Origin of the sequence: Streptosporangium subroseum (assembly GCF_900188345.1) — a bacterium.
Lineage (GTDB): Bacteria > Actinomycetota > Actinomycetes > Streptosporangiales > Streptosporangiaceae > Streptosporangium > Streptosporangium subroseum.
This window is the reverse complement of sequence record NZ_FZOD01000051.1, coordinates 28,088-45,325: the sequence shown is the minus strand read 5'-3', so window position 1 is coordinate 45,325 and position 17,238 is coordinate 28,088. Positions and strand designations below refer to the sequence as shown.

The window sequence follows — 17,238 nt, the reverse complement described above, 5'->3', positions numbered from 1 at the left end:
GGACCGCCGAACCCGGCGTGAGCTCACCGCCGCATAATCCCGAAGATCCGGCGGACCGCCGGATCCGGCACGCGAACCCCGTCACCGCGTGGTCCGAGGCTCCAGAACGCTGCCGATCACACCGGCGAACTCCCGCCAGGCGGAACGCTCTCCGGCCAGAGCCGTACGGCCCGCGGAGGTCAGCCGGTAGGTGCGCCGCTTGCGCCCGCCCACCGTGGCCCATTCGCTGGCGAGATATCCCGCCTGCTCCAGCCGGCGCAGCGCCGGATAGACCGTGCCGGTCGGCACGGTCAGTGTGCCGCCGCTGCGCTCCTGCAACGCCTCGATGATCGCGTAGCCGTGCAGGGGGTCGTTTTCCAGTACGGAGAGCAGCAGGGCGTCCATGTGCCCGCGGAGCGCATCGGTGTTCATGCGCTCTCCTCTACCGGCCGTCCGAAGGCCGTATCGCCGTGCTCGACGGCCTGTTCGCTTCGCTCACTCACGTCATCAGCCTATCTCTCGTATAGGCACTCTACATGTAGGCGTTCTACATGTAGAGTGCCTATAGGTAGGCAAACATAACAAGGTAGGTGAAGCCGTGGACGTGCTCGACCTGGCCCGGACGCAGTTCGCCGTGACAGGGAGTCTTCACTTCCTGTTCGTCGTGCTGACCCTGGGCCTGGCCCCCCTCGTCGCGATCATGCACACCCGATACGCCGTGACCGGAAACCCGATCCACGAGCGCATGACCCGCTTCTGGGGCCAGATCTACGTGACCAACTACGCGCTCGGCATCTTCACCGGCCTGGTGATGGAGTTCCAGTTCGGTCTGAGCTGGAGCGGCCTCTCGCACTACGCCGGAGACATCTTCGGAGCACCGCTCGCGATCGAGACGCTCGGCGCGTTCTTCCTGGAGTCCACGTTCCTGGGCCTGTGGATCTTCGGCTGGCACCGGCTGCCCAAGTGGCTCCACCTGGCGTGCATCTGGCTGGTGACGCTGACCGCCCATGTCTCCGCCTTCTGGATCATGGCGACCAACTCGTTCCTGCAGAATCCGGCCGGGGCCGTGGAGCGGGGCGACCACCTGGTCCTGACCGACTTCGGAGCGCTGCTCACCAACCCCACGCTGACCATGGCCCTGCCGCACGTGATCGGCGCGGGCCTGTGGACCGGCGGTTTTGTGGTGATGGGGGCCAGCGCGTACCACCTGTTCAAAAGAACCTCCGAGCGGGAGTTCTTCACGCGCTCGCTCCGCCTGGGGGTGATCACCTCGTTCGTCGGCTCGCTGATCACGGTCGGCTTCGGCTACGCCCAGTTCCTGCCGCTCTCCACCCTCCAGCCGGACAAATTCGAGGCCTCGGCGCTGACCGGAGCCTCACTCGGCGCCATGATCGGAATTGGGCAGCTCCTCCAGCTCGCCATCATGTTCGTGCTGATGCCCGTCGTGTACTGGCTGCCGCGCTGGCGCTGGGCACAACCGATCCTGATGGTGATCACCCCGCTGCCGTTCCTGGCCGCGATCCTCGGCTGGCTGGTCCGCGAGACGGGCCGGCAACCCTGGTTGATCTACGGCAAGCTGACCGTCGCCGACGCCCTGTCCCCCGGGCTCACCTCCGGGATGATCACCACCTCGCTGATCGGTTTCGCCGGCGTGCTCGGCCTGCTCGCCGTCGTCGACTACGTCCTGATCGCCCGTACCGTCCGGCGCGGCCCCGCCGCCGTCACCCTCGGCGCGGACGGTCCCGCCGACTCCACCGAGCGCGCGCACGCGCTCAGCTACTAGGGAGAGACCGTGGACATCCTCTGGTTCGGCGTGTTCGCCCTCCTGCTGATCGGCTACTTCGCCCTGGAGGGCTTCGACATCGGCCTGGGCCTGCTGCTGCCCGTGCTCGGCAGGACGCAGAAGGACCGGGACAGGATCGTCGCCGCCATGGCGCCGTTCGTCCTGGCGAACGAGGTGTGGCTGGTGGCCGTGGCGGGCGTGCTGTTCGGCGTCTACCCCTCCATCGAGGGAGACGTGCTGTTCGGCCTCTACCCGCTGGTGGTCTCCCTGCTGGTCTCGTGGATCCTGCGTGACGCCGGGCTGTGGTTCCGCCGCCGCCTCGACGGCCGCACCTGGCAGGCGGGCTGGGACTGGATGATCTGCATCGGTTCGTACGGCCTGGCGCTGAGCTGGGGCATGGCGCTGGTCGCCCTGGCCGGCGGGCTGTCCGGGCCCTCGATCGGCCTGCTCGGCCTGGGCGGCGGGCTGGTGATCGCCGCGGCGCTCGCCTTCCACGGCTGGACCTTCGCCTCCTGGCTGCTGCCCGGCCAGGTGACCGGTGCGAGCCGCGACGGCCGCGCGCTCCTGGCCTCGGCGTGCGTGGCCGCCGCGCCCGTCGCGGTACTGCTCGCCGCGGCGGCTCCATGGCTGCTGGACCACACCGCGCCCACCGGAACGCTGAGTGTGTTGAGTGTCATCGTCCTGCCCTTCGCACCGGTCATGGTGGGTGCGCAAGTATGGACATGGCGCACGTTCGGTCCCCGACGTGCCGCCGACCGGATCCCGTCGTTCTTCTAAGGTTCACATGCACAAGGATCTTGTACGGCTGGCCCGGAGCGAGCGGGCCGTCCGCCGTCACCTGGCCCTGTGCCTGGCTGCCGCCGTCCTCGCGGGACTGCTCATCCTCATCCAGGCGGAACTCCTCGCCGGGGTGCTGTCCGGGCGGTTCGCGACCCCGGCCCTGATCCTCCTGGCACTGGTCGTCGGGGTCCGGGCGCTGTTCACCCTGGTGCAGGGCATCGCCGCCGGGCACGCGACCACCGGTGTGAAGTCGGTCCTGCGTCACCGGCTGCTGTCGCGGCTGCAGGAGGTGGGCCCCACCAGGCCGGCCTCGCAGCGTTCGGGCGAGCTCGTGACGCTGACCGGCCGTGGTCTGGACGCTCTCGATCCCTATCTGTCGGGATATCTCCCGGCGATCGCGGTCGCGGGCGTCGTGCCGATCGCCGTACTCGTCCGGCTGTTCACCGCCGACCTGGCCAGCGCGGTGATCGTTCTGGTCACGTTACCGCTCATCCCGATCTTCGGGGCTCTGGTCGGCATGCACACCAAGGCCGTCACCGAACGCCAGTGGCGGGCCCTGTCCCGCCTCGGCGGCCACTTCCTGGACGTGGTCAGGGGACTGCCCACGCTGCGCGCCTTCGGCAGGGCCCGGTTCCAGGCCGAGGTGATCCGGCAGGTGTCCGACGCCCACAGAAGCGCGACAATGCGTACGCTCCGGGTGGCGTTCCTGTCGTCGCTGGTGCTGGAGCTGGCCGCGTCGCTGTCGCTGGCGCTGGTCGCGGTACCGGTGGGCCTGCGGCTGCTGTCCGGATCCCTGGATCTCTCGACCGCCCTGCTGGTGCTGCTGCTCGCGCCGGAGGCGTATCTGCCGCTGCGCAACATGGGCAACAAGTTCCACGCCGCGATGGAGGGCGTCGCGGCGGCCGACGAGGCCTTCGCCGTACTGGACGGGCGGGCGAGCCCGTCGCTACGGGATGCGACCTCCGGCGCGAACGCCGGCGGCACCCGGGGTACGGACGGCGCGGGCGCGAACGTGAGCACGGCCGGAGTCCCGGGCGTGAGCACCGGTACGGGCACGACCGGAGTCCCGAACACGAGCGTGGCCGGAGCCCCGGACACGGCCGGAGTCCCGGACACGGGGGCGGCCGGAGCCCCGGACAGGGGTAGGGACGCGGGGGCGGCGCCGGAGATCCGGCTGGAGAACGTCACCGTGCGCTATCCGGACCGCGAGGAGACCGCGCTCGACGACGTCTCGCTGGTGATCGCGCCCGGCGAGCGGGTGGCGCTGGTCGGCGAGAGCGGCGCGGGCAAGAGCACCCTGCTCCACCTGCTGCTCGGCTTCGTCGCCCCCGCCTCGGGCAGGGTGCTGATCGACGGCGTCGAGCTCACCGACCACCTCTCCTGGCGTGACCGGCTGGCGTTCGTGCCGCAGCGGCCGCACCTTTTTGCCGCCTCGGTGGCCGACAACATCAGGCTCGGCGCCCCGGACGCGACGATCGAGGAGGTCAGGGCGGCGGCGAAGGCCGCGCACGCCGACGAGTTCGTGACCACCCTGCCCGAGGGCTACGACACGGTGCTGGGCGAGCGCGGCGCGAACCTGTCGGCCGGGCAGCGGCAGCGGGTCGCGCTCGCCCGCGCCTTCTGCCGCCCGGCGGCCAGGCTGCTCCTGCTGGACGAGCCGACCGCACGGCTCGACGGCCGCAGCGAGGGCGCGGTCATGACCGCCACCCGCGATCTGGCCGAGGGCCGCACCGCCGTGATCGTGGCCCATCGGCCGGCGATGATCGACCTGGCCGACCGGGTGATCCGGATCGCCGACGGCCGGGTGGTGTCCGACCAGCCGGCCGGCCCCAGAGCCGGCCGGGCGGCCTACTCCGGGCGCGACCTGACCGGCGTTTCGACGCGGAAGACCGAGGAGGCCTCATGACCGGCGGCCGCTCCGGCGCAGAAGACTCGGGAAGCCCCATGACCGGCGGCGCTCCGGCGCGGAAGACGGAGGAGGCCTCATGACCGGTGGCGGCGTTTCGACGCGGAAGACCCGGGAGACCCTCGTGAACCGGATGGGTGGACGACTGGCGCTCGCCGCGGCGGCGGGCGCGGCGGCCGAGCTGGCCGGACTCGGGCTGATCGGGTCGGCGGCCTGGCTGATCACCAGGGCCGCCGAACAGCCGCCGCTGGCGGCGCTGAGCGTGGCGATCGTCGGGGTCAGGGCGTTCGCGACGACCAAGGGCGTCTTCCGGTACGGCGAGCGCCTGTCAGGACACGAGGTGGCGCTACGCGCCCAGGCGACGACCAGGGAGCGCCTCTACCAGGCGCTCATCCCCGCCGGACCGCTGAACCATCGGGGGGCGGACCTGCTCAGCCGGATGGTCGACGACACCGACGCCGTACAGGACCTGCTGGTCCGCTGCCTGCTTCCGGCGACGGCCGCGCTGGTGACCGGGGTGGCGGCGGTCGTGGTCGGGCTGTTCCTGCTTCCGGTGGCGGCGCTGGTGCTCCTGGCCGGACTGCTGGTGGCCGGGGTGCTCGTTCCCGCCGGTGCGGCCGGCGCGGCACGGCGCTGGTCGGCGCGGATCGCACCCGCGCGGGCCGACCTCGCCGCCCGGGTCGCCGACCTGGTGCACGGCTCCGCCGACCTGGCCGCCTACGGGGCGAACGACCGGGCACTGGCCGCCGCGGCCGAGGCCGACGCCCGCCTGGCGGCGCTGGAACGTCGGCAGGCACGGGCGAACGCGGTGGCGAGCGGGCTGGGCATGTTCACCCAGGGCCTGACCGTGGCGGCGATCGTCTGGGTCGCCCAGAACGCCGGAACGGGCTCCGTCGCCATCGCGGTGCTCGCGCTGACCTCGCTGGTGGCGTTCGAACCCGTCCTGCCGATGGCCGCCGCCGCCGAGCGGCTGACCGGGGTGCTCGCCGCCCTGCGCCGCCTGAGGGAGGTCCGCGCGACCCCGCCCGCCGTGACCGAACCGGCCACGCCCGCCTCCGTCCCCGAGGGGCCGCCGACCGTCGAGATCGAGCATCTGGTGGTCCGCCACAGCGCCGACCGCGCTCCCGCGCTGAACGGCGTCAGCCTGACCCTCACCCCCGGCAGGCGCGTCGCCCTGGTCGGCCCCAGCGGCGCCGGCAAGAGCACCCTGCTGTCCGCCCTGATGCGCCTGGTGGAGCCGGAGTCCGGGACCATCCGGGTGAGCGGCGTGGACATCACCGAGCTGGCCGCCGATGACACCCGGCGGGTGATGACGGGGCTGACCCAGGATCCCTACGTGTTCCAGGCGTCGGTGAAGGACAACCTGCGGCTGGCCGGACCGGAGGCCACCGGCGAGGAGCTGGCGGAGGCCGTACGGCGGGCGCGGCTGGAGCGGTGGGTGGAGCGGACCGGGTGGGACGCCGTGCTCGGGGAGGACGGGCGGACGGTGTCCGGGGGGCAGTTGCAGCGGCTGGCGCTGGCACGGGCGCTGCTGAACGATCCCCCGGTGCTGCTGCTGGACGAGCCCGCCGAGGCGCTGGACGAGACGGCCGCGGACGCGCTCATGGCCGACCTGCTGGACGCGACCCACGGTCACACGACGCTGCTGGTCACGCACCGTCTGCGCGGGCTCGAACAGGTGGACGAGATCGTCGTGCTGGAGAACGGTTCGGTGGTGCAGCGGGGCACCCATGAGGAGCTGGTGGGCTCCCCCGGCTACTACCGCGACCTGTGGCGCTCGGAGGCGCTGACCGCCGGGCGCTGACCCCTGCCTGCCACGCGCCACGCGCTCCGGGACCCGGACGCGCCTCCGATCTGCGAACCTCGCCTCCGTGCCGCTGATCTGCGAACCTCGGCCCCGCGGCATCGGCCTCCGGCCCGTGGCATCGGCCTCCGGCACGTGGCGTTGACCTCCGGCCCGTGGTGTCGGGCTCCGGACGCGGGCGGCGCCGTCCGCCGCCGGCGTCCCGCGCCGAGGCCTCGCCGGAACATGAATGTGCCGCCGGATCCGCAGCGGCTCCGGCGGCACATTCGTCTGGTGGGACCTACTCGCCGGCCATCTCGGCGAGGGTCACGGTGACGGTGTGGGGCTGCCCGTCGCGAACGTAGGAGACGGCGACCTTCTCCCCCGGCTTGAAACCGCGTACCGCGCCGACCACGGTGTTGCCGTCCTCGACCGCGGTGTCGTTGATCTTGGTGATCAGGTCGCCCTGCTTGAGTCCCGCCTTGGAGGCGGGGCTGTTGTCGGTGACCTGGGCGATCAGGGCGCCGCCCGCGTCTCCGGTGGCGTCGGTGACGCTCACGCCCAGGAAGGCGTGGGAGACCTTGCCGCTGTCGATGAGCTGCTGGGCGACCTGCTTGGCGGTGTTGATCGGGATGGAGAAGCCGACACCGATGCTGCCCTCGCCGCCGTTGGTGGCGATGGCGGTGTTGATGCCGACCACCTGGCCGGAGGCGTTGACCAGCGCGCCACCCGAGTTGCCCGGGTTGATCGACGCGTCGGTCTGGATCGCGCCGCCGATGGTGGTGGCGCCGCTGCTCTGCTGCTGCATCTGCCCACCGCCGCCCTGGTCCTGCCCGCCGCCCTGGCCCGGTCCGCCGCCCCAGCCCGGAGGCAGCTGCTGCTGCCCGCCGGGCCAGCCCGGAGGCATCTGCTGCTGCGGTCCCTGCTCGTCTCCGACGGTCAGCGTGCGGTTCAGAGCGCTGACGATGCCGGCGGTGACCGAGCCGGACAGACCGAGCGGGCTGCCGATGGCGAGCACGTAGTCGCCCACCTTGAGCGCGTCGCTGTCGCCGAGCGAGGCCTTGGTGAGGCCGGAGACGTTGTCCGCCTTGATGACCGCGAGGTCGGTGGTCGGGTCGGTTCCAATGATCTTCGCGGTGGCGGTCTTGCCGTCACTGAACTTGACGGTCATCTGGCCGCCCTGTCCCCCGGCCTCCACCACGTGGTTGTTGGTCAGGATCCGGCCGTCCTCCGAGAGCACGACGCCGGACCCCTCTCCGCCGCCGTTCGCGGTCTTGACCTGGATCGACACCACCGAGGGCTGTACGGCCTTGGCGACGTCGGCGACCGTCGTCACCCTGCTGACGGGGCTGACGAGCGTGCTGGAGGAGGAGGCGACCGTGGTGTCGTTGTTGAAGCCGGTCGCGGCGAAGGCCCCCGCCACACCACCGCCAACGGCCATCGCGGCCAGCGCCAGCCCGGTGCCCAGCTTCTTCGCGACGCCGATCCTGCCCCGCTGGGCAGGCACCGCGGGCGTCCCGAACGTCCCGGCGGCGAACGGCTCCGGCATCGGGTTGACCATCGTCGGCTGCGGTCCGGTCGCTCCATCGGCCCGGTAGGCACCCGTGCGCGGCGGCACCTTGCCGAACTGGCTCCAGCCGTCGTTCCCGGGGGTCGCCGCGGCCGGCGTGGTCTCCTGCTCGTCCTTGTTCGGGTCCATGTCTTCCCCCAAGTCCTACGTCCGCTCCTGCGTCACCGGAGCGGCGACCGGTGTCTCCCGGTAACTCAAAGAATGCCTGAGGGCGTATAAGACCTGCTTAAGCGGATGATCGCGATGATCCTTTTCCTCTGACAACCGCTTTATCAGCCGTGGTCAGGGGACGCGAGGGAGACCAGAAACTGTCTCGCATCCGTCTCCCAGGGCTTGGACAGAGGTCATTCGGCCAATGATCGGTCCCCACCGGAGAACCGATCAAGGTCCGGCCCCCGACCGCGCCGACTACCGTTCGCGGTCATGTCGTGGCCGAGGATCACGAGTACCGCAGCAATGATCTTCCCGATCCGGGTGACATACCCGATTGCCGAGGTGCGGATCATCAAGGAACCGGCCGGCACGGCGGGTCGGTCATGAGGAGCGGACGATGTCAGCGAGTGGCGGCTGTGACGAAGTCCTCATTTGTTGGTGCCCCAACGGGTAGCTCGTGCGCGGCTTCCGGTCGTAGTCCGTCCAAGATCAGGTGCAGGTAGCGCCGCCACAGGTCGGATCGTGCGGCGGCGAGCGGTGCCGCGATCCAGGTGGGGGCACTGAGCAACAGCACGATGTCGTGGCCGGTGACATCCGCCCGAACGACGCCGACCTGCCGGGCGCGTGCGGTCAGCTCCTCGGCGACCCGTGCCAGCCGGTCGCTGGCGGCCCGGACCGCGGGATCGGCGCGCGAGGTCGCGGTGACCGCCTCGCAGAATGAACGATCGTTGACCTGGAGTTCGGCGCCTGCGGTCATGAACCGCAGCAGGGCCGACCGCGGATCGGTGTGCTCCAGCAGGGTTTCGCCGATTACGGCGAGGGCGCCGAGTTGCTCGCAGAAGATCGTCGAGACCAGCTCCTCCTTGCTGGAGAAGTGGTTGAAGACCGTCCCCTTGGCGACGCCGGCGCGCGCGGCGATCCGCGAGATGGAGACGTCGAGGCCGTGCTCGGACAGTTCTGCGGAGGCCGCCTCGATAAGGAGGCTTCGATTTCGGGCGGCGTCGGCTCGGGACATGGGCCCCAGACTAGCCCAACTTGACCATGCGGTCATCTTGCGTGGTACGGTCTCCAAAATGACCATTCGGTCAACTTACGTTGGCGTCCGTGGAAGGTTGATGATGAGAGCAGTCGTCGCGAAGCAGTACGGCCCGCCAGAGGCCCTGACCATCGAGGATGTCCCCGTTCCACGGCCCGGCCTCGGCCAGATCCAGGTCCGCATCCGCGCCGTAGCCGTCAACCCCGCCGACCTGCGAACCCTCAGCGGGGTGTTGCGCGAGCTGACCCCCTTGACGTTCCCCCACGTGCCGGGCAGCGACTTCGCCGGCACGGTTACCGAGGTCGGCCCGGACGTGACCCGGTTCACGCGGGGTGACGAGGTATTCGGGGTCGGGCTGCCGCGCGCGACGCCGGCGATCGCCGCGATGCTGTCCACCCCGCCATCCCTGACCACCGGCGCCATGGCCGACTACGCGGTCTTCGAGGCCGACACCCCCGCCATCGCCCGGCGCCCGGACGGCTTGGCCGCCGACCATGCGGCCAGCCTGCCGATACCTGGGCTGACCGCGCTTGCCGTGGTCCGCGCGGGCCGGTTCGAGGCGGGTGAACGGGTTCTGGTGACCGGCGCCGCGGGCGGGGTCGGCGGCGCCGTGGTCCCATTGCTGGCCGCCGCCAAGGTATATGTGATCGCCACCGCGATCCCCGAGGACGACGAATACGTCCGCGACCTGGGCGCGACCGAGGTGATCGACTACCGGACGGTCGATACCGTCGCCGAGACGCTGCGGCGCCACCCCGGCGGCGTCGACGCCATGGTCAACCTCGCCCTGCCCGGCCCCATCCTTGTCAAGGCAAGCGACGCCATCAGGCCGGGCGGTCACCTGCTCAACGTCGCCTTTCCCAGCCCCGAGCCCTCCGCATTCGACCGCGCCGACCTGACGGTGCGCACCGTCTACAGCGCAGCGGGCCCCGCAGACCTGGATGAGCTGGCGGCACAGGCCATGGCCGGTTTCCTGCCTGCCACCATCAGTCGGCGGTATCCGCTGGAAGAGGCTGCGCGGGCCTATGCCGATCTCGTGCACACCCATGTGCGCGGAAAGATTCTCGTCATGGCCGATGCCACAGAGTGAGCCATTCCGCGCAACCCATCCATGACGCCGTGTAACAGCCGGCGGGTGACATACCCGTGGATCGCGTGTGTGCGATCGACGTGGCCAAGGACGCGGGAAAGGGGTGCGTCCGGCGGCCGGAAGTCGCCGGGAAATCTTCTTCAGGGCTTGGCGGGCCAGTACTCGTCGCGGAGAAGGCGCTTGTAGAGCTTGCCCGTGGGCTGCCGGGGCAGCTCCTCACGGAAGTCGATCGACTTCGGGCACTTGTAGGGCGCCAGCCGGGAGCGGCAGTACTCGATCAGCTCTGCCTCCAGCCCGGGGCCGGCCAGGTCCATGGAGACGGGCTGGACGACGGCTTTGACCTGCTCGCCCATCTCCTCGTCGGGGATGCCGAAGACCGCCACGTCCGCCACCTTCGGGTGGATCGAGAGGATGTTCTCCGCCTCCTGCGGGTATATGTTCACCCCGCCAGAGATGATCATGTAGGAGCGCCGGTCGGTGAGGTAGAGGAAGCCCTCCTCGTCGACGTAGCCGATGTCGCCGAGGGTGGTCCAGCCCCGGCCCCGCGGGTCCTGCGAGGCCTTCGTCTTGTCCTCGTCACCGTGGTAGGCGAACCGGGGGCCGTCCGCGAAGTAGACGGTGCCGTGCTCGCGGGGCGGCAGCTCGTTGCCGTCCTCGTCGCAGATGTGGGTGACGCCGAGCAGCGGGCGGCCGACCGTGCCCCTGTGCTTGAGCCAGTCCTCGGAGCCGACGTAGAGGAAGCAGTTGCCCTCGGTGCCCGCGTAGTACTCGTGGATGATCGGGCCCCACCACTCGATCATCTGTTCCTTGACCGGAACCGGGCAGGGGGCGGCGGCGTGGATCGCACACGTCAGCGATGAGAGGTCGTACCGCTCGCGGATCTCCCCGGGCAGCTTGAGCATCTTGATGAACATGGTCGGCACCCACTGCGAGTGGGTGACGCCGTACTTCTCGATCAGCGCGAGTGCCTGCTCCGGGTCGAATCTCTCCATGACCACGAGCGTCACGCCCATGCGCTGCATGCTCATGCAGTAGCGCAGCGGGGCCGCGTGGTAGAGCGGCGCCGTGGAGAGATAAACGCTGTCGGCCGACGGCGCGAACAGGAACTGGATGAGCTGCAGCAGCGCTCCCGGCGTGTCCAGCGGCGCCTGGGAGAGCGTGGGCTTGACGCCCTTGGGCCGCCCGGTGGTTCCGGAGGAGTAGAGCATGTCCATGCCCTGGCACTCGTCGTCGAGGGGCGTGACCGGATGGGCGGCCACCGCCTCCTCGTAGGAGGCGAATCCGGGGGCGACGCCGTCCAGCATGAGCCTGAGCTCGACCTTCGGCGTCACGTCCGCGATCGAGGTGGCCACATCGGCCAGAGCGACGGAGGAGATGAAGACCCGGGCCTCGCAGTTGTCCACGATGTAGGCGAGCTCGTCGGTCTTCAGCCGCGAGCTGATCGCCGTGTAGTACAGGCCCGAGCGGTGCGCCGCCCACGCGACCGCCAGGAACAGCGGATGGTTCTCCAGCATGAAGGCGATGTGGTCACCGGGCCGGAGTCCCGCGGCGCGGAACAGGTGGGCGAGCCGGTTGGACTCCTCGTCCAGCTCCCGGAAGGTCACGACCTTCCCTGAACTCGCCATGATCACAGCGGGCTTGTCCGGCAGCAGTGCCGCGATGGCTCCGGGGTGCATGAAACCGAACATTACTCGGTTTGATGTTCGGTGAGAAGTGCCCGCTCACACGGCAGGGCCGCGACCTCAAGAGGTCACGGCCCTGCATTCGGGGATGGATCCCATTACGTGCCAGATGACGGCCGCAGGCGGATCGAGGGTGCCTGCGAGTTGATCAGGAGCTGTGAAGAGTGCTTACGGTCAGGCGCTGTAGACGGACTGCCAGCCGCTACGGTAACCCTTCGGCTCACTCGAGGTGCCCCGGCCCACCTGAACGTCGATGTCCTTGACGTTCGTGCCGCTGAAGGAGTAGGACGCGGTGGACTTGCCGCAGTTCTTGAAGCTCTTGAACGAGGTCGAACCGTTGAAGTTCACGACCTTGAAGGTCTCCCACGCACAGCGGTACTTGGGGTCACCCCACCACTTGGAGTTCTTGAGCGTGCTGCTGACGGTGTAGTTGTACTCGTGGACCCACTTCCACGCGTGCTTCTTGTACGGCTTCTTGACGAAGCGGCACTTCTTCTCGCCGTCGTGCCACTTGCACACCTTGACGACCTTGTACTCCGTCTTCCAGTACCACTGCTTGTGCGACTTCTTCTGCACTGAGACCTTGCCCCAGGCCTTCGCCTTGCCGTCACGGGAGGAGTACGGCCCCCACGCGTCGAAGGAGACCGGGGAGTGGGGGATCACGCTGACGACCGTGCCGGGAACCGTTCCGGGCACCGGGGGGGTCGCGACGGTGGCGTTGGCCGCAACCGGAGCGCCTACCGCGATGAGGGCGGCCGCGCCGGCGCCCACCATGACTCGGGTGGTGATTCTCATTTTTGAGGAGCCTCTCGGGGGTGAGGTTTCTGACACCCCCGTTGTATGACCAAGCGATTGACAACCACTTGAAACTCGCTTAAAAGACGAGGCCACACCAATGATCAAATCAGAAATCTTTCCCGACAAACCGGAAGATTACCGAAAAGATCACTGCTGTGGCCCGTCGATTATCAGCTTGAGGCGGAAATGACCGTGTCAGCTCGTCGCGGAAATGACCGCGCCCTTGTACGTCTGCTCGATGAACTGCTTCACCTCGGGGCCGGCGAGCAGCTTGGCGAGTTTGACCACGCGCGGGTCCTTCTCGTTTCCGGCCTTCACCACCAGGCCATTGGAGTAGGGGTTGCCTTCGGCCTTCTCCAGTACCAGCGCGTCGTCGGCGGGGTTGAGGCCGCTCTCCAGCGCGTAGTTGCCGTTGATCACGGCCGCGTCCACGTCCTCCAGCGAGCGGGGCAGCTGCGCGGCCTCCAGCGGCTGGAACTTCAGGTCCTTGGGGTTGCCGGTCACGTCGCGCTCGGTGGCCGCGATGCCGACGCCCTCCTTCAGGGTGATCAGGGAGTTGTCGGCCAGCAGCTTCAGCGCCCTGCCCAGGTTGGTGGCGTCGTTCGGCAGGGCGACGGTCGCGCCCTGACCCAGCGAGGCGGCGTCGGTGATCTTCTTGGAGTAGAGGCCCAGCGGCTCCAGGTGGACCGCCTGGACAAAGGTCAGCTTGGTGCCCTTGGAGGCGTTGAAGTCGTCCAGGTAGGGCCTGTGCTGGAAGTAGTTGGCGTCAAGCTGGCCCTCGTCGAGCTGCACGTTGGGCTGCACGTAGTCGGCGAAGTCGATGATCTCCAGGTTGAGCCCCTCCTTGGCGGCGAGGTTGTCCTTGACGAACTTCAGGATCACCGCGTGCGGGATGGGGCTGACGCCGACCTTGAGCACCTCCTGAGCCGAGGCCGAGGGGGCGGCCGTCGCGTCGGCGCTGGTGGCGGGTTCGGACGATCCGCAGGCGGCGAGCGCCAGGACCAGCGCGGTCGCGACGGACGCGATCGCAGAGAATTTACGCACGGTGTGCTCCTTAGGGATGAGAAAACATTCCGGGTAGGCGGACGGAGGCCCCGTTCACGGCGGCGGCCTCTCGAGCGAAAAAGGGTCAGTGACGTGCGAGACGGCGGGCGACGACGTCGCCCAGGGTCTGTACGAGCTGGACGATCGCGATCAGCACGATGACGGTGATCACCATGAGGGTGGTCTCGAAGCGCTGGTAGCCGTAGCGGATGGCCAGGTCTCCGAGCCCCCCGCCGCCGATCGCCCCGGCCATCGCCGAGTAGGAGATCAGCGCGACCACGGTCACGGTGAGCCCCGCGACCAGGCCGGCCATCGCCTCGGGCAGCAGGACCTTGTTCACGATGGTCGTACGGCTGGCGCCCATGGCCTGGGCCGCCTGCACCTTGTCCCTGCCGACCTCGCGCAGCGCGGTCTCCACCAGCCGGGCGAAGAACGGCGCGGCGCCGAGCGTCAGCGGGACCACCGAGGCGATGGTGCCGATGGTGGTGCCCACGATCAGCCTGGTCAGCGGGATGACCGCGATCATCAGGACGATGAACGGCAGCGAGCGGCCGATGTTGACGATCACTCCCAGCACCCGGTTCAGCGTCGGCGAGGGGAACAGCCCGCCCCTGTCGGTGACGACCAGCGCCACCCCGAGCGGCAGCCCGATCAGCACCGTGAACAGGGTGGACAGCAGGATCATCTGGGCGGTCTGCAGCGTCGACTCCACGAGCAGCGGAGCCATCTCGTCCCAGGTCATGCGATCTCCTCCACCTGCGACGTGACCGAAATGCCGGATGCGCCGGCCCGCTCGGCCGCCGGGGCCTCCTCGACCAGCAGGCCGCGCTCGGACAGGTAGGTGAGGGCGGCGGCGCGCTCGGCGCCGGTGAGACGCAGGCGCAGGCGCCCGGCCGAGACCCCGGCCACCTCCTCCAGGACCCCGCCGAGGATGTTCACGTCCACGTCGAACTTGCGGACCATCTGCGACACCACGGGTTCGTCGGCCTGCCCGGTGAAGGTGATCGTGACGGTGCCGGGCTCCGGCGCGGGAAGGGGGAACAGCTCCGCGGTGAGCCGGGATCCGGGCTTGGCGATCAGCTCGGGAATGGCCCCGGACTCCTCGATCAGGCCGTCGCGCATGATGGCGGCCGAGTCGCAGATCGACTTGATGACGTTCATCTCGTGGGTGATCAGCAGGATGGTCAGGCCGAGCTCCCGGTTGAGCCTCTTGAGCAGGGCCAGGATCGACTGCGTGGTGCCCGGGTCGAGCGCCGAGGTGGCCTCGTCCGACAGCAGGACCGAGGGGTTCCCGGCCAGTGCGCGGGCGATGCCGACCCGCTGTTTCTGCCCGCCGGACAACTGCGCGGGATGCGTCCCGGCCTTGTCCGCCAGACCGACCAGCTCCAGCAGCTCGGCGACGCGCCTGGCGCGCTCCGCCTTCTCGACTCCCATCACCTCAAGGGGAAACGCCACGTTCCCTGCGACCGTACGGGAGGACAGCAGCGCAAAATGCTGGTGGATCATCCCGATCCGCTGCCGGGCCCGGCGGAGATCGCTCTCTCCCAGCCTGGTCAGCTCCTGTCCCGCCACGGAGACGGTGCCCGCGGTGGGGCGCTCCAGGAGGTTCACGCAGCGCAGCAGGGTGCTCTTGCCGGCGCCGCTCTGCCCGAGCACGCCGAAGATCTCACCTTCGCGGACATGAAGGTCGACGCCGTCGATGGCGACCACCTCGCGACCCCGATCTCGATAGACCTTTCTCAGGCCCGACACATCAATCACAGCTGTTCCCAACGTCAATGGAGCTCAGAAAAGACCTCAGACAGGGAACGGCTAGCGCATGCCGGGGTGGAAAGGGAGATGGCTCAGACGGCGCAGAATGAGATGGTCCGCGGTGCAGGTCATGGTTTCGGGCCTTAAGGAGGGAACGGACAGGGGGCAAAATTCAGCGCATTGGACACATGCGACCCATGGCGCACATGTCGCATATTGCCCTCATACGCACGTCCTGACACATGCCTTTACACATGACCCGGCCCTGCGGGGTCATGCCGACATCGTCTGCCACGTTCACGCCTGCCTCAACACGAGCCCTACTTACCCTAATTCCCTACATGTTATGTGATAACGGTCACGTTCGAGTAACCCTTCCCGGGGCTCAACCCGGCAATCCCTCCGGAACTCGGCGGTTTCCCCAGGACGGCCGACGTCACGGTTTCTCGCGTCGGTGCCGTCTCACCGGCAACGAGTCATGCCATTTCCGGCGAAAAGGACAAAGTCCTCGTTCGGTCCGTACATTCCACCGCGTTCACGCGCGGGCAGACGTCGAAGAACCCGTGAACCGGGCTCCGGCTCACGGGGTTTCGCCGCCTGCCCGCGGGGCCTCACCCGGCCGGAGCGCTCTCGCCGTTCAGACTCGGGCCACCGCTCAAGCCGTATATCGCGTGGGGGGCACCGGCGATGAACGCCCAGTAGCGGTCACCGTACGACCAGTGCCACCACTCGGTGGGATAGTTCACCAGACCCACCGCCGTCAACGCGGTGATCAGGATGTGACGGTTGTCCATGGCCTCCCGAGAGATGTCCGGCGACGCCGTGTAACACGCCCCGTCGGGGCCGGTGGGGGTGGCGTTGACCTCCGTTCCCATCATCAGTTCGGTCCCCGCGTCCGTGCACAGGGTCACGTCGACGGCGGCACCGGCGACGTGTGGCGCCACCTCCGGCGGGGAGATGTAACGACCGGCCTCGCGGCGGAGCCGTACGGCGCTCCAGTCGGGATGGAGCACCCGCAGTTCTTCGACGGACTCGGAGAAGTACTGCTCCTGCAGCGCGGGCGGGCGGTATCCCTCCACGACAAGAAGCCGGAGCTCTCGCGGGAGCAGGGTCTGCGCCGCCACGAGCCTGCCGGCGACGCTGGATCGCAGGTGCGCGAAGGCGCCCGCTGGGTCCGCCAGTCTCGGGTCGATGCGGAGCACCCCCGCTCCACGGAGATCGACCAGAGACTCGCCACACTCCTCCACCCGCAGTTCGAGGATCCGAGGATCCGACAAAAGCACTATTTCTGACATTTCGCCCACATGTTCCCTTCTATAACAGCTTTTCGAGGCACCTGACCGCTCCCGGCGAGAACGTTCAGGACAGAACCGGCGGGTTGCCCGTTCATACCGTTCATGGGATCCATGTCGCTTTTCATGGATGGATGGGGAACTGCGAAGGTGGTTCCCGGTACCGTCCCTGAGGATCGGACCGGGAACCACCGGAGCAGGCTTAGATCTCAGGGGGCGAAGCCGCTGGCGACGATCTTCTGGTCGTTGCCGTTGTAGACCGTGGCGTCACTCCAGCCACGGTTGCGGTAGGCGTGAACGGTGCCGTCGCCGAAGAAGGACACCAGCTCCGCGCGGCCGTCACCGTCGAGGTCACCGAACTTGGCGGTGGAAGGATCGGTGAACCCCGACGCCACGACCTTCTGGTCGTTGCCGTTGTAGACCGTGGCGTCACTCCAGCCACGGTTGCGATAGGCGTGCACCGTACCGTCGGGGAAGAAGGACACCAGCTCCGCGCGACCGTCACCGTCGACATCCCCGAACTTCGCACGCGCAGGATCGGTGAACCCCGACGCCACGACCTTCTGGTCGTTGCCGTTGTAGACCGTGGC

Annotated in this window: 15 protein-coding genes; 5 read left to right on the top strand and 10 right to left on the bottom strand. The window is 68.9% G+C overall.

The genetic code is table 11. The annotated features are described in order from the left end of the window. Positions 1–81: 81 nt before the first annotated feature. Positions 82–411, bottom strand: coding sequence for a PadR family transcriptional regulator (locus CHC08_RS34860; RefSeq protein WP_089211633.1), 330 nt, complete (start codon positions 409–411; stop codon positions 82–84). A gap of 166 nt (positions 412–577) precedes the next feature. Between CHC08_RS34860 and CHC08_RS34855 the strand changes: the two genes are divergently transcribed. The 4 genes from CHC08_RS34855 to cydC all read left to right on the top strand — a co-directional run bounded on the left by CHC08_RS34855 (position 578) and on the right by cydC (position 6,252). Next, on the top strand, positions 578–1,762 hold the full coding sequence (locus CHC08_RS34855) for a cytochrome ubiquinol oxidase subunit I (protein ID WP_089211632.1): 1,185 nt from the start codon (positions 578–580) through the stop codon (positions 1,760–1,762). A 9-nt stretch (positions 1,763–1,771) separates the two neighbouring features. Continuing rightward, complete coding sequence (locus CHC08_RS34850; RefSeq protein WP_089211631.1) at positions 1,772–2,539, top strand: cytochrome d ubiquinol oxidase subunit II; 768 nt, start codon at positions 1,772–1,774, stop codon at positions 2,537–2,539. A gap of 7 nt (positions 2,540–2,546) precedes the next feature. Beyond that, the gene (gene cydD / locus CHC08_RS34845; protein ID WP_089211630.1) at positions 2,547–4,448 is read left to right on the top strand and encodes a thiol reductant ABC exporter subunit CydD; all 1,902 of its coding nucleotides are present in this window, start codon (positions 2,547–2,549) and stop codon (positions 4,446–4,448) included. Positions 4,449–4,527: 79 nt separating this feature from the next. Then, complete coding sequence (gene cydC, locus CHC08_RS34840) at positions 4,528–6,252, top strand: thiol reductant ABC exporter subunit CydC (protein ID WP_245878746.1); 1,725 nt, start codon at positions 4,528–4,530, stop codon at positions 6,250–6,252. A gap of 280 nt (positions 6,253–6,532) precedes the next feature. On the opposite strand, the gene CHC08_RS34835 is transcribed toward cydC, so the two are convergent. Both CHC08_RS34835 and CHC08_RS34830 read right to left on the bottom strand, forming a co-directional pair. Further along, on the bottom strand, positions 6,533–7,930 hold the full coding sequence (locus tag CHC08_RS34835) for a S1C family serine protease (RefSeq protein WP_089211629.1): 1,398 nt from the start codon (positions 7,928–7,930) through the stop codon (positions 6,533–6,535). Positions 7,931–8,354: 424 nt separating this feature from the next. After that, positions 8,355–8,969 (bottom strand): TetR/AcrR family transcriptional regulator, encoded by a 615-nt coding sequence (locus tag CHC08_RS34830; RefSeq protein ID WP_218825639.1) that lies wholly within the window; start codon positions 8,967–8,969, stop codon positions 8,355–8,357. Positions 8,970–9,069: 100 nt separating this feature from the next. Between CHC08_RS34830 and CHC08_RS34825 the strand changes: the two genes are divergently transcribed. Next, positions 9,070–10,080: an NADP-dependent oxidoreductase gene (locus CHC08_RS34825; protein ID WP_245878745.1), complete on the top strand. Its 1,011-nt coding sequence runs from the start codon at positions 9,070–9,072 to the stop codon at positions 10,078–10,080. Positions 10,081–10,220: 140 nt separating this feature from the next. On the opposite strand, the gene CHC08_RS34820 is transcribed toward CHC08_RS34825, so the two are convergent. The 7 genes from CHC08_RS34820 to CHC08_RS50910 all read right to left on the bottom strand — a co-directional run. Further along, complete coding sequence (locus CHC08_RS34820; protein ID WP_089211665.1) at positions 10,221–11,756, bottom strand: acyl-CoA synthetase; 1,536 nt, start codon at positions 11,754–11,756, stop codon at positions 10,221–10,223. Positions 11,757–11,936: 180 nt separating this feature from the next. Further along, complete coding sequence (locus CHC08_RS34815) at positions 11,937–12,557, bottom strand: hypothetical protein (protein ID WP_143653461.1); 621 nt, start codon at positions 12,555–12,557, stop codon at positions 11,937–11,939. A gap of 198 nt (positions 12,558–12,755) precedes the next feature. After that, the gene (locus CHC08_RS34810) at positions 12,756–13,604 is read right to left on the bottom strand and encodes a MetQ/NlpA family ABC transporter substrate-binding protein (RefSeq protein ID WP_089211627.1); all 849 of its coding nucleotides are present in this window, start codon (positions 13,602–13,604) and stop codon (positions 12,756–12,758) included. Positions 13,605–13,689: 85 nt separating this feature from the next. Beyond that, a complete protein-coding gene (locus tag CHC08_RS34805) occupies positions 13,690–14,346 on the bottom strand; it encodes a methionine ABC transporter permease (protein ID WP_089211626.1) in 657 nt (218 codons plus the stop codon). Further along, positions 14,343–15,365 (bottom strand): methionine ABC transporter ATP-binding protein, encoded by a 1,023-nt coding sequence (locus CHC08_RS34800; RefSeq protein ID WP_089211625.1) that lies wholly within the window; start codon positions 15,363–15,365, stop codon positions 14,343–14,345. The genes CHC08_RS34805 and CHC08_RS34800 overlap by 4 nt, the downstream gene beginning before the upstream one ends. A gap of 602 nt (positions 15,366–15,967) precedes the next feature. Continuing rightward, on the bottom strand, positions 15,968–16,651 hold the full coding sequence (locus CHC08_RS34795) for a M15 family metallopeptidase (protein WP_089211624.1): 684 nt from the start codon (positions 16,649–16,651) through the stop codon (positions 15,968–15,970). A 206-nt stretch (positions 16,652–16,857) separates the two neighbouring features. Beyond that, positions 16,858–17,238, bottom strand: a 381-nt coding sequence (locus tag CHC08_RS50910; protein ID WP_218825638.1) for an FG-GAP repeat domain-containing protein, incomplete at its 5' end; no start/stop codon positions are given.

Bases quoted from the DNA above. Each gene is read 5' to 3' on its own strand.
- CHC08_RS34830 (WP_218825639.1), bottom strand. From the start codon at position 8,969: ATGTCCCGAGCCGACGCCGCCCGAAATCGAAGCCTCCTTATCGAGGCG.
- CHC08_RS34820 (WP_089211665.1), bottom strand. From the start codon at position 11,756: ATGCACCCCGGAGCCATCGCGGCACTGCTGCCGGACAAGCCCGCTGTG.
- cydC (WP_245878746.1), top strand. From the start codon at position 4,528: ATGACCGGTGGCGGCGTTTCGACGCGGAAGACCCGGGAGACCCTCGTG.
- CHC08_RS34795 (WP_089211624.1), bottom strand. From the start codon at position 16,651: ATGTCAGAAATAGTGCTTTTGTCGGATCCTCGGATCCTCGAACTGCGG.
- CHC08_RS34835 (WP_089211629.1), bottom strand. From the start codon at position 7,930: ATGGACCCGAACAAGGACGAGCAGGAGACCACGCCGGCCGCGGCGACC.
- CHC08_RS34825 (WP_245878745.1), top strand. From the start codon at position 9,070: ATGATGAGAGCAGTCGTCGCGAAGCAGTACGGCCCGCCAGAGGCCCTG.
- cydD (WP_089211630.1), top strand. From the start codon at position 2,547: ATGCACAAGGATCTTGTACGGCTGGCCCGGAGCGAGCGGGCCGTCCGC.
- CHC08_RS34805 (WP_089211626.1), bottom strand. From the start codon at position 14,346: ATGACCTGGGACGAGATGGCTCCGCTGCTCGTGGAGTCGACGCTGCAG.
- CHC08_RS34860 (WP_089211633.1), bottom strand. From the start codon at position 411: ATGAACACCGATGCGCTCCGCGGGCACATGGACGCCCTGCTGCTCTCC.
- CHC08_RS34815 (WP_143653461.1), bottom strand. From the start codon at position 12,557: ATGAGAATCACCACCCGAGTCATGGTGGGCGCCGGCGCGGCCGCCCTC.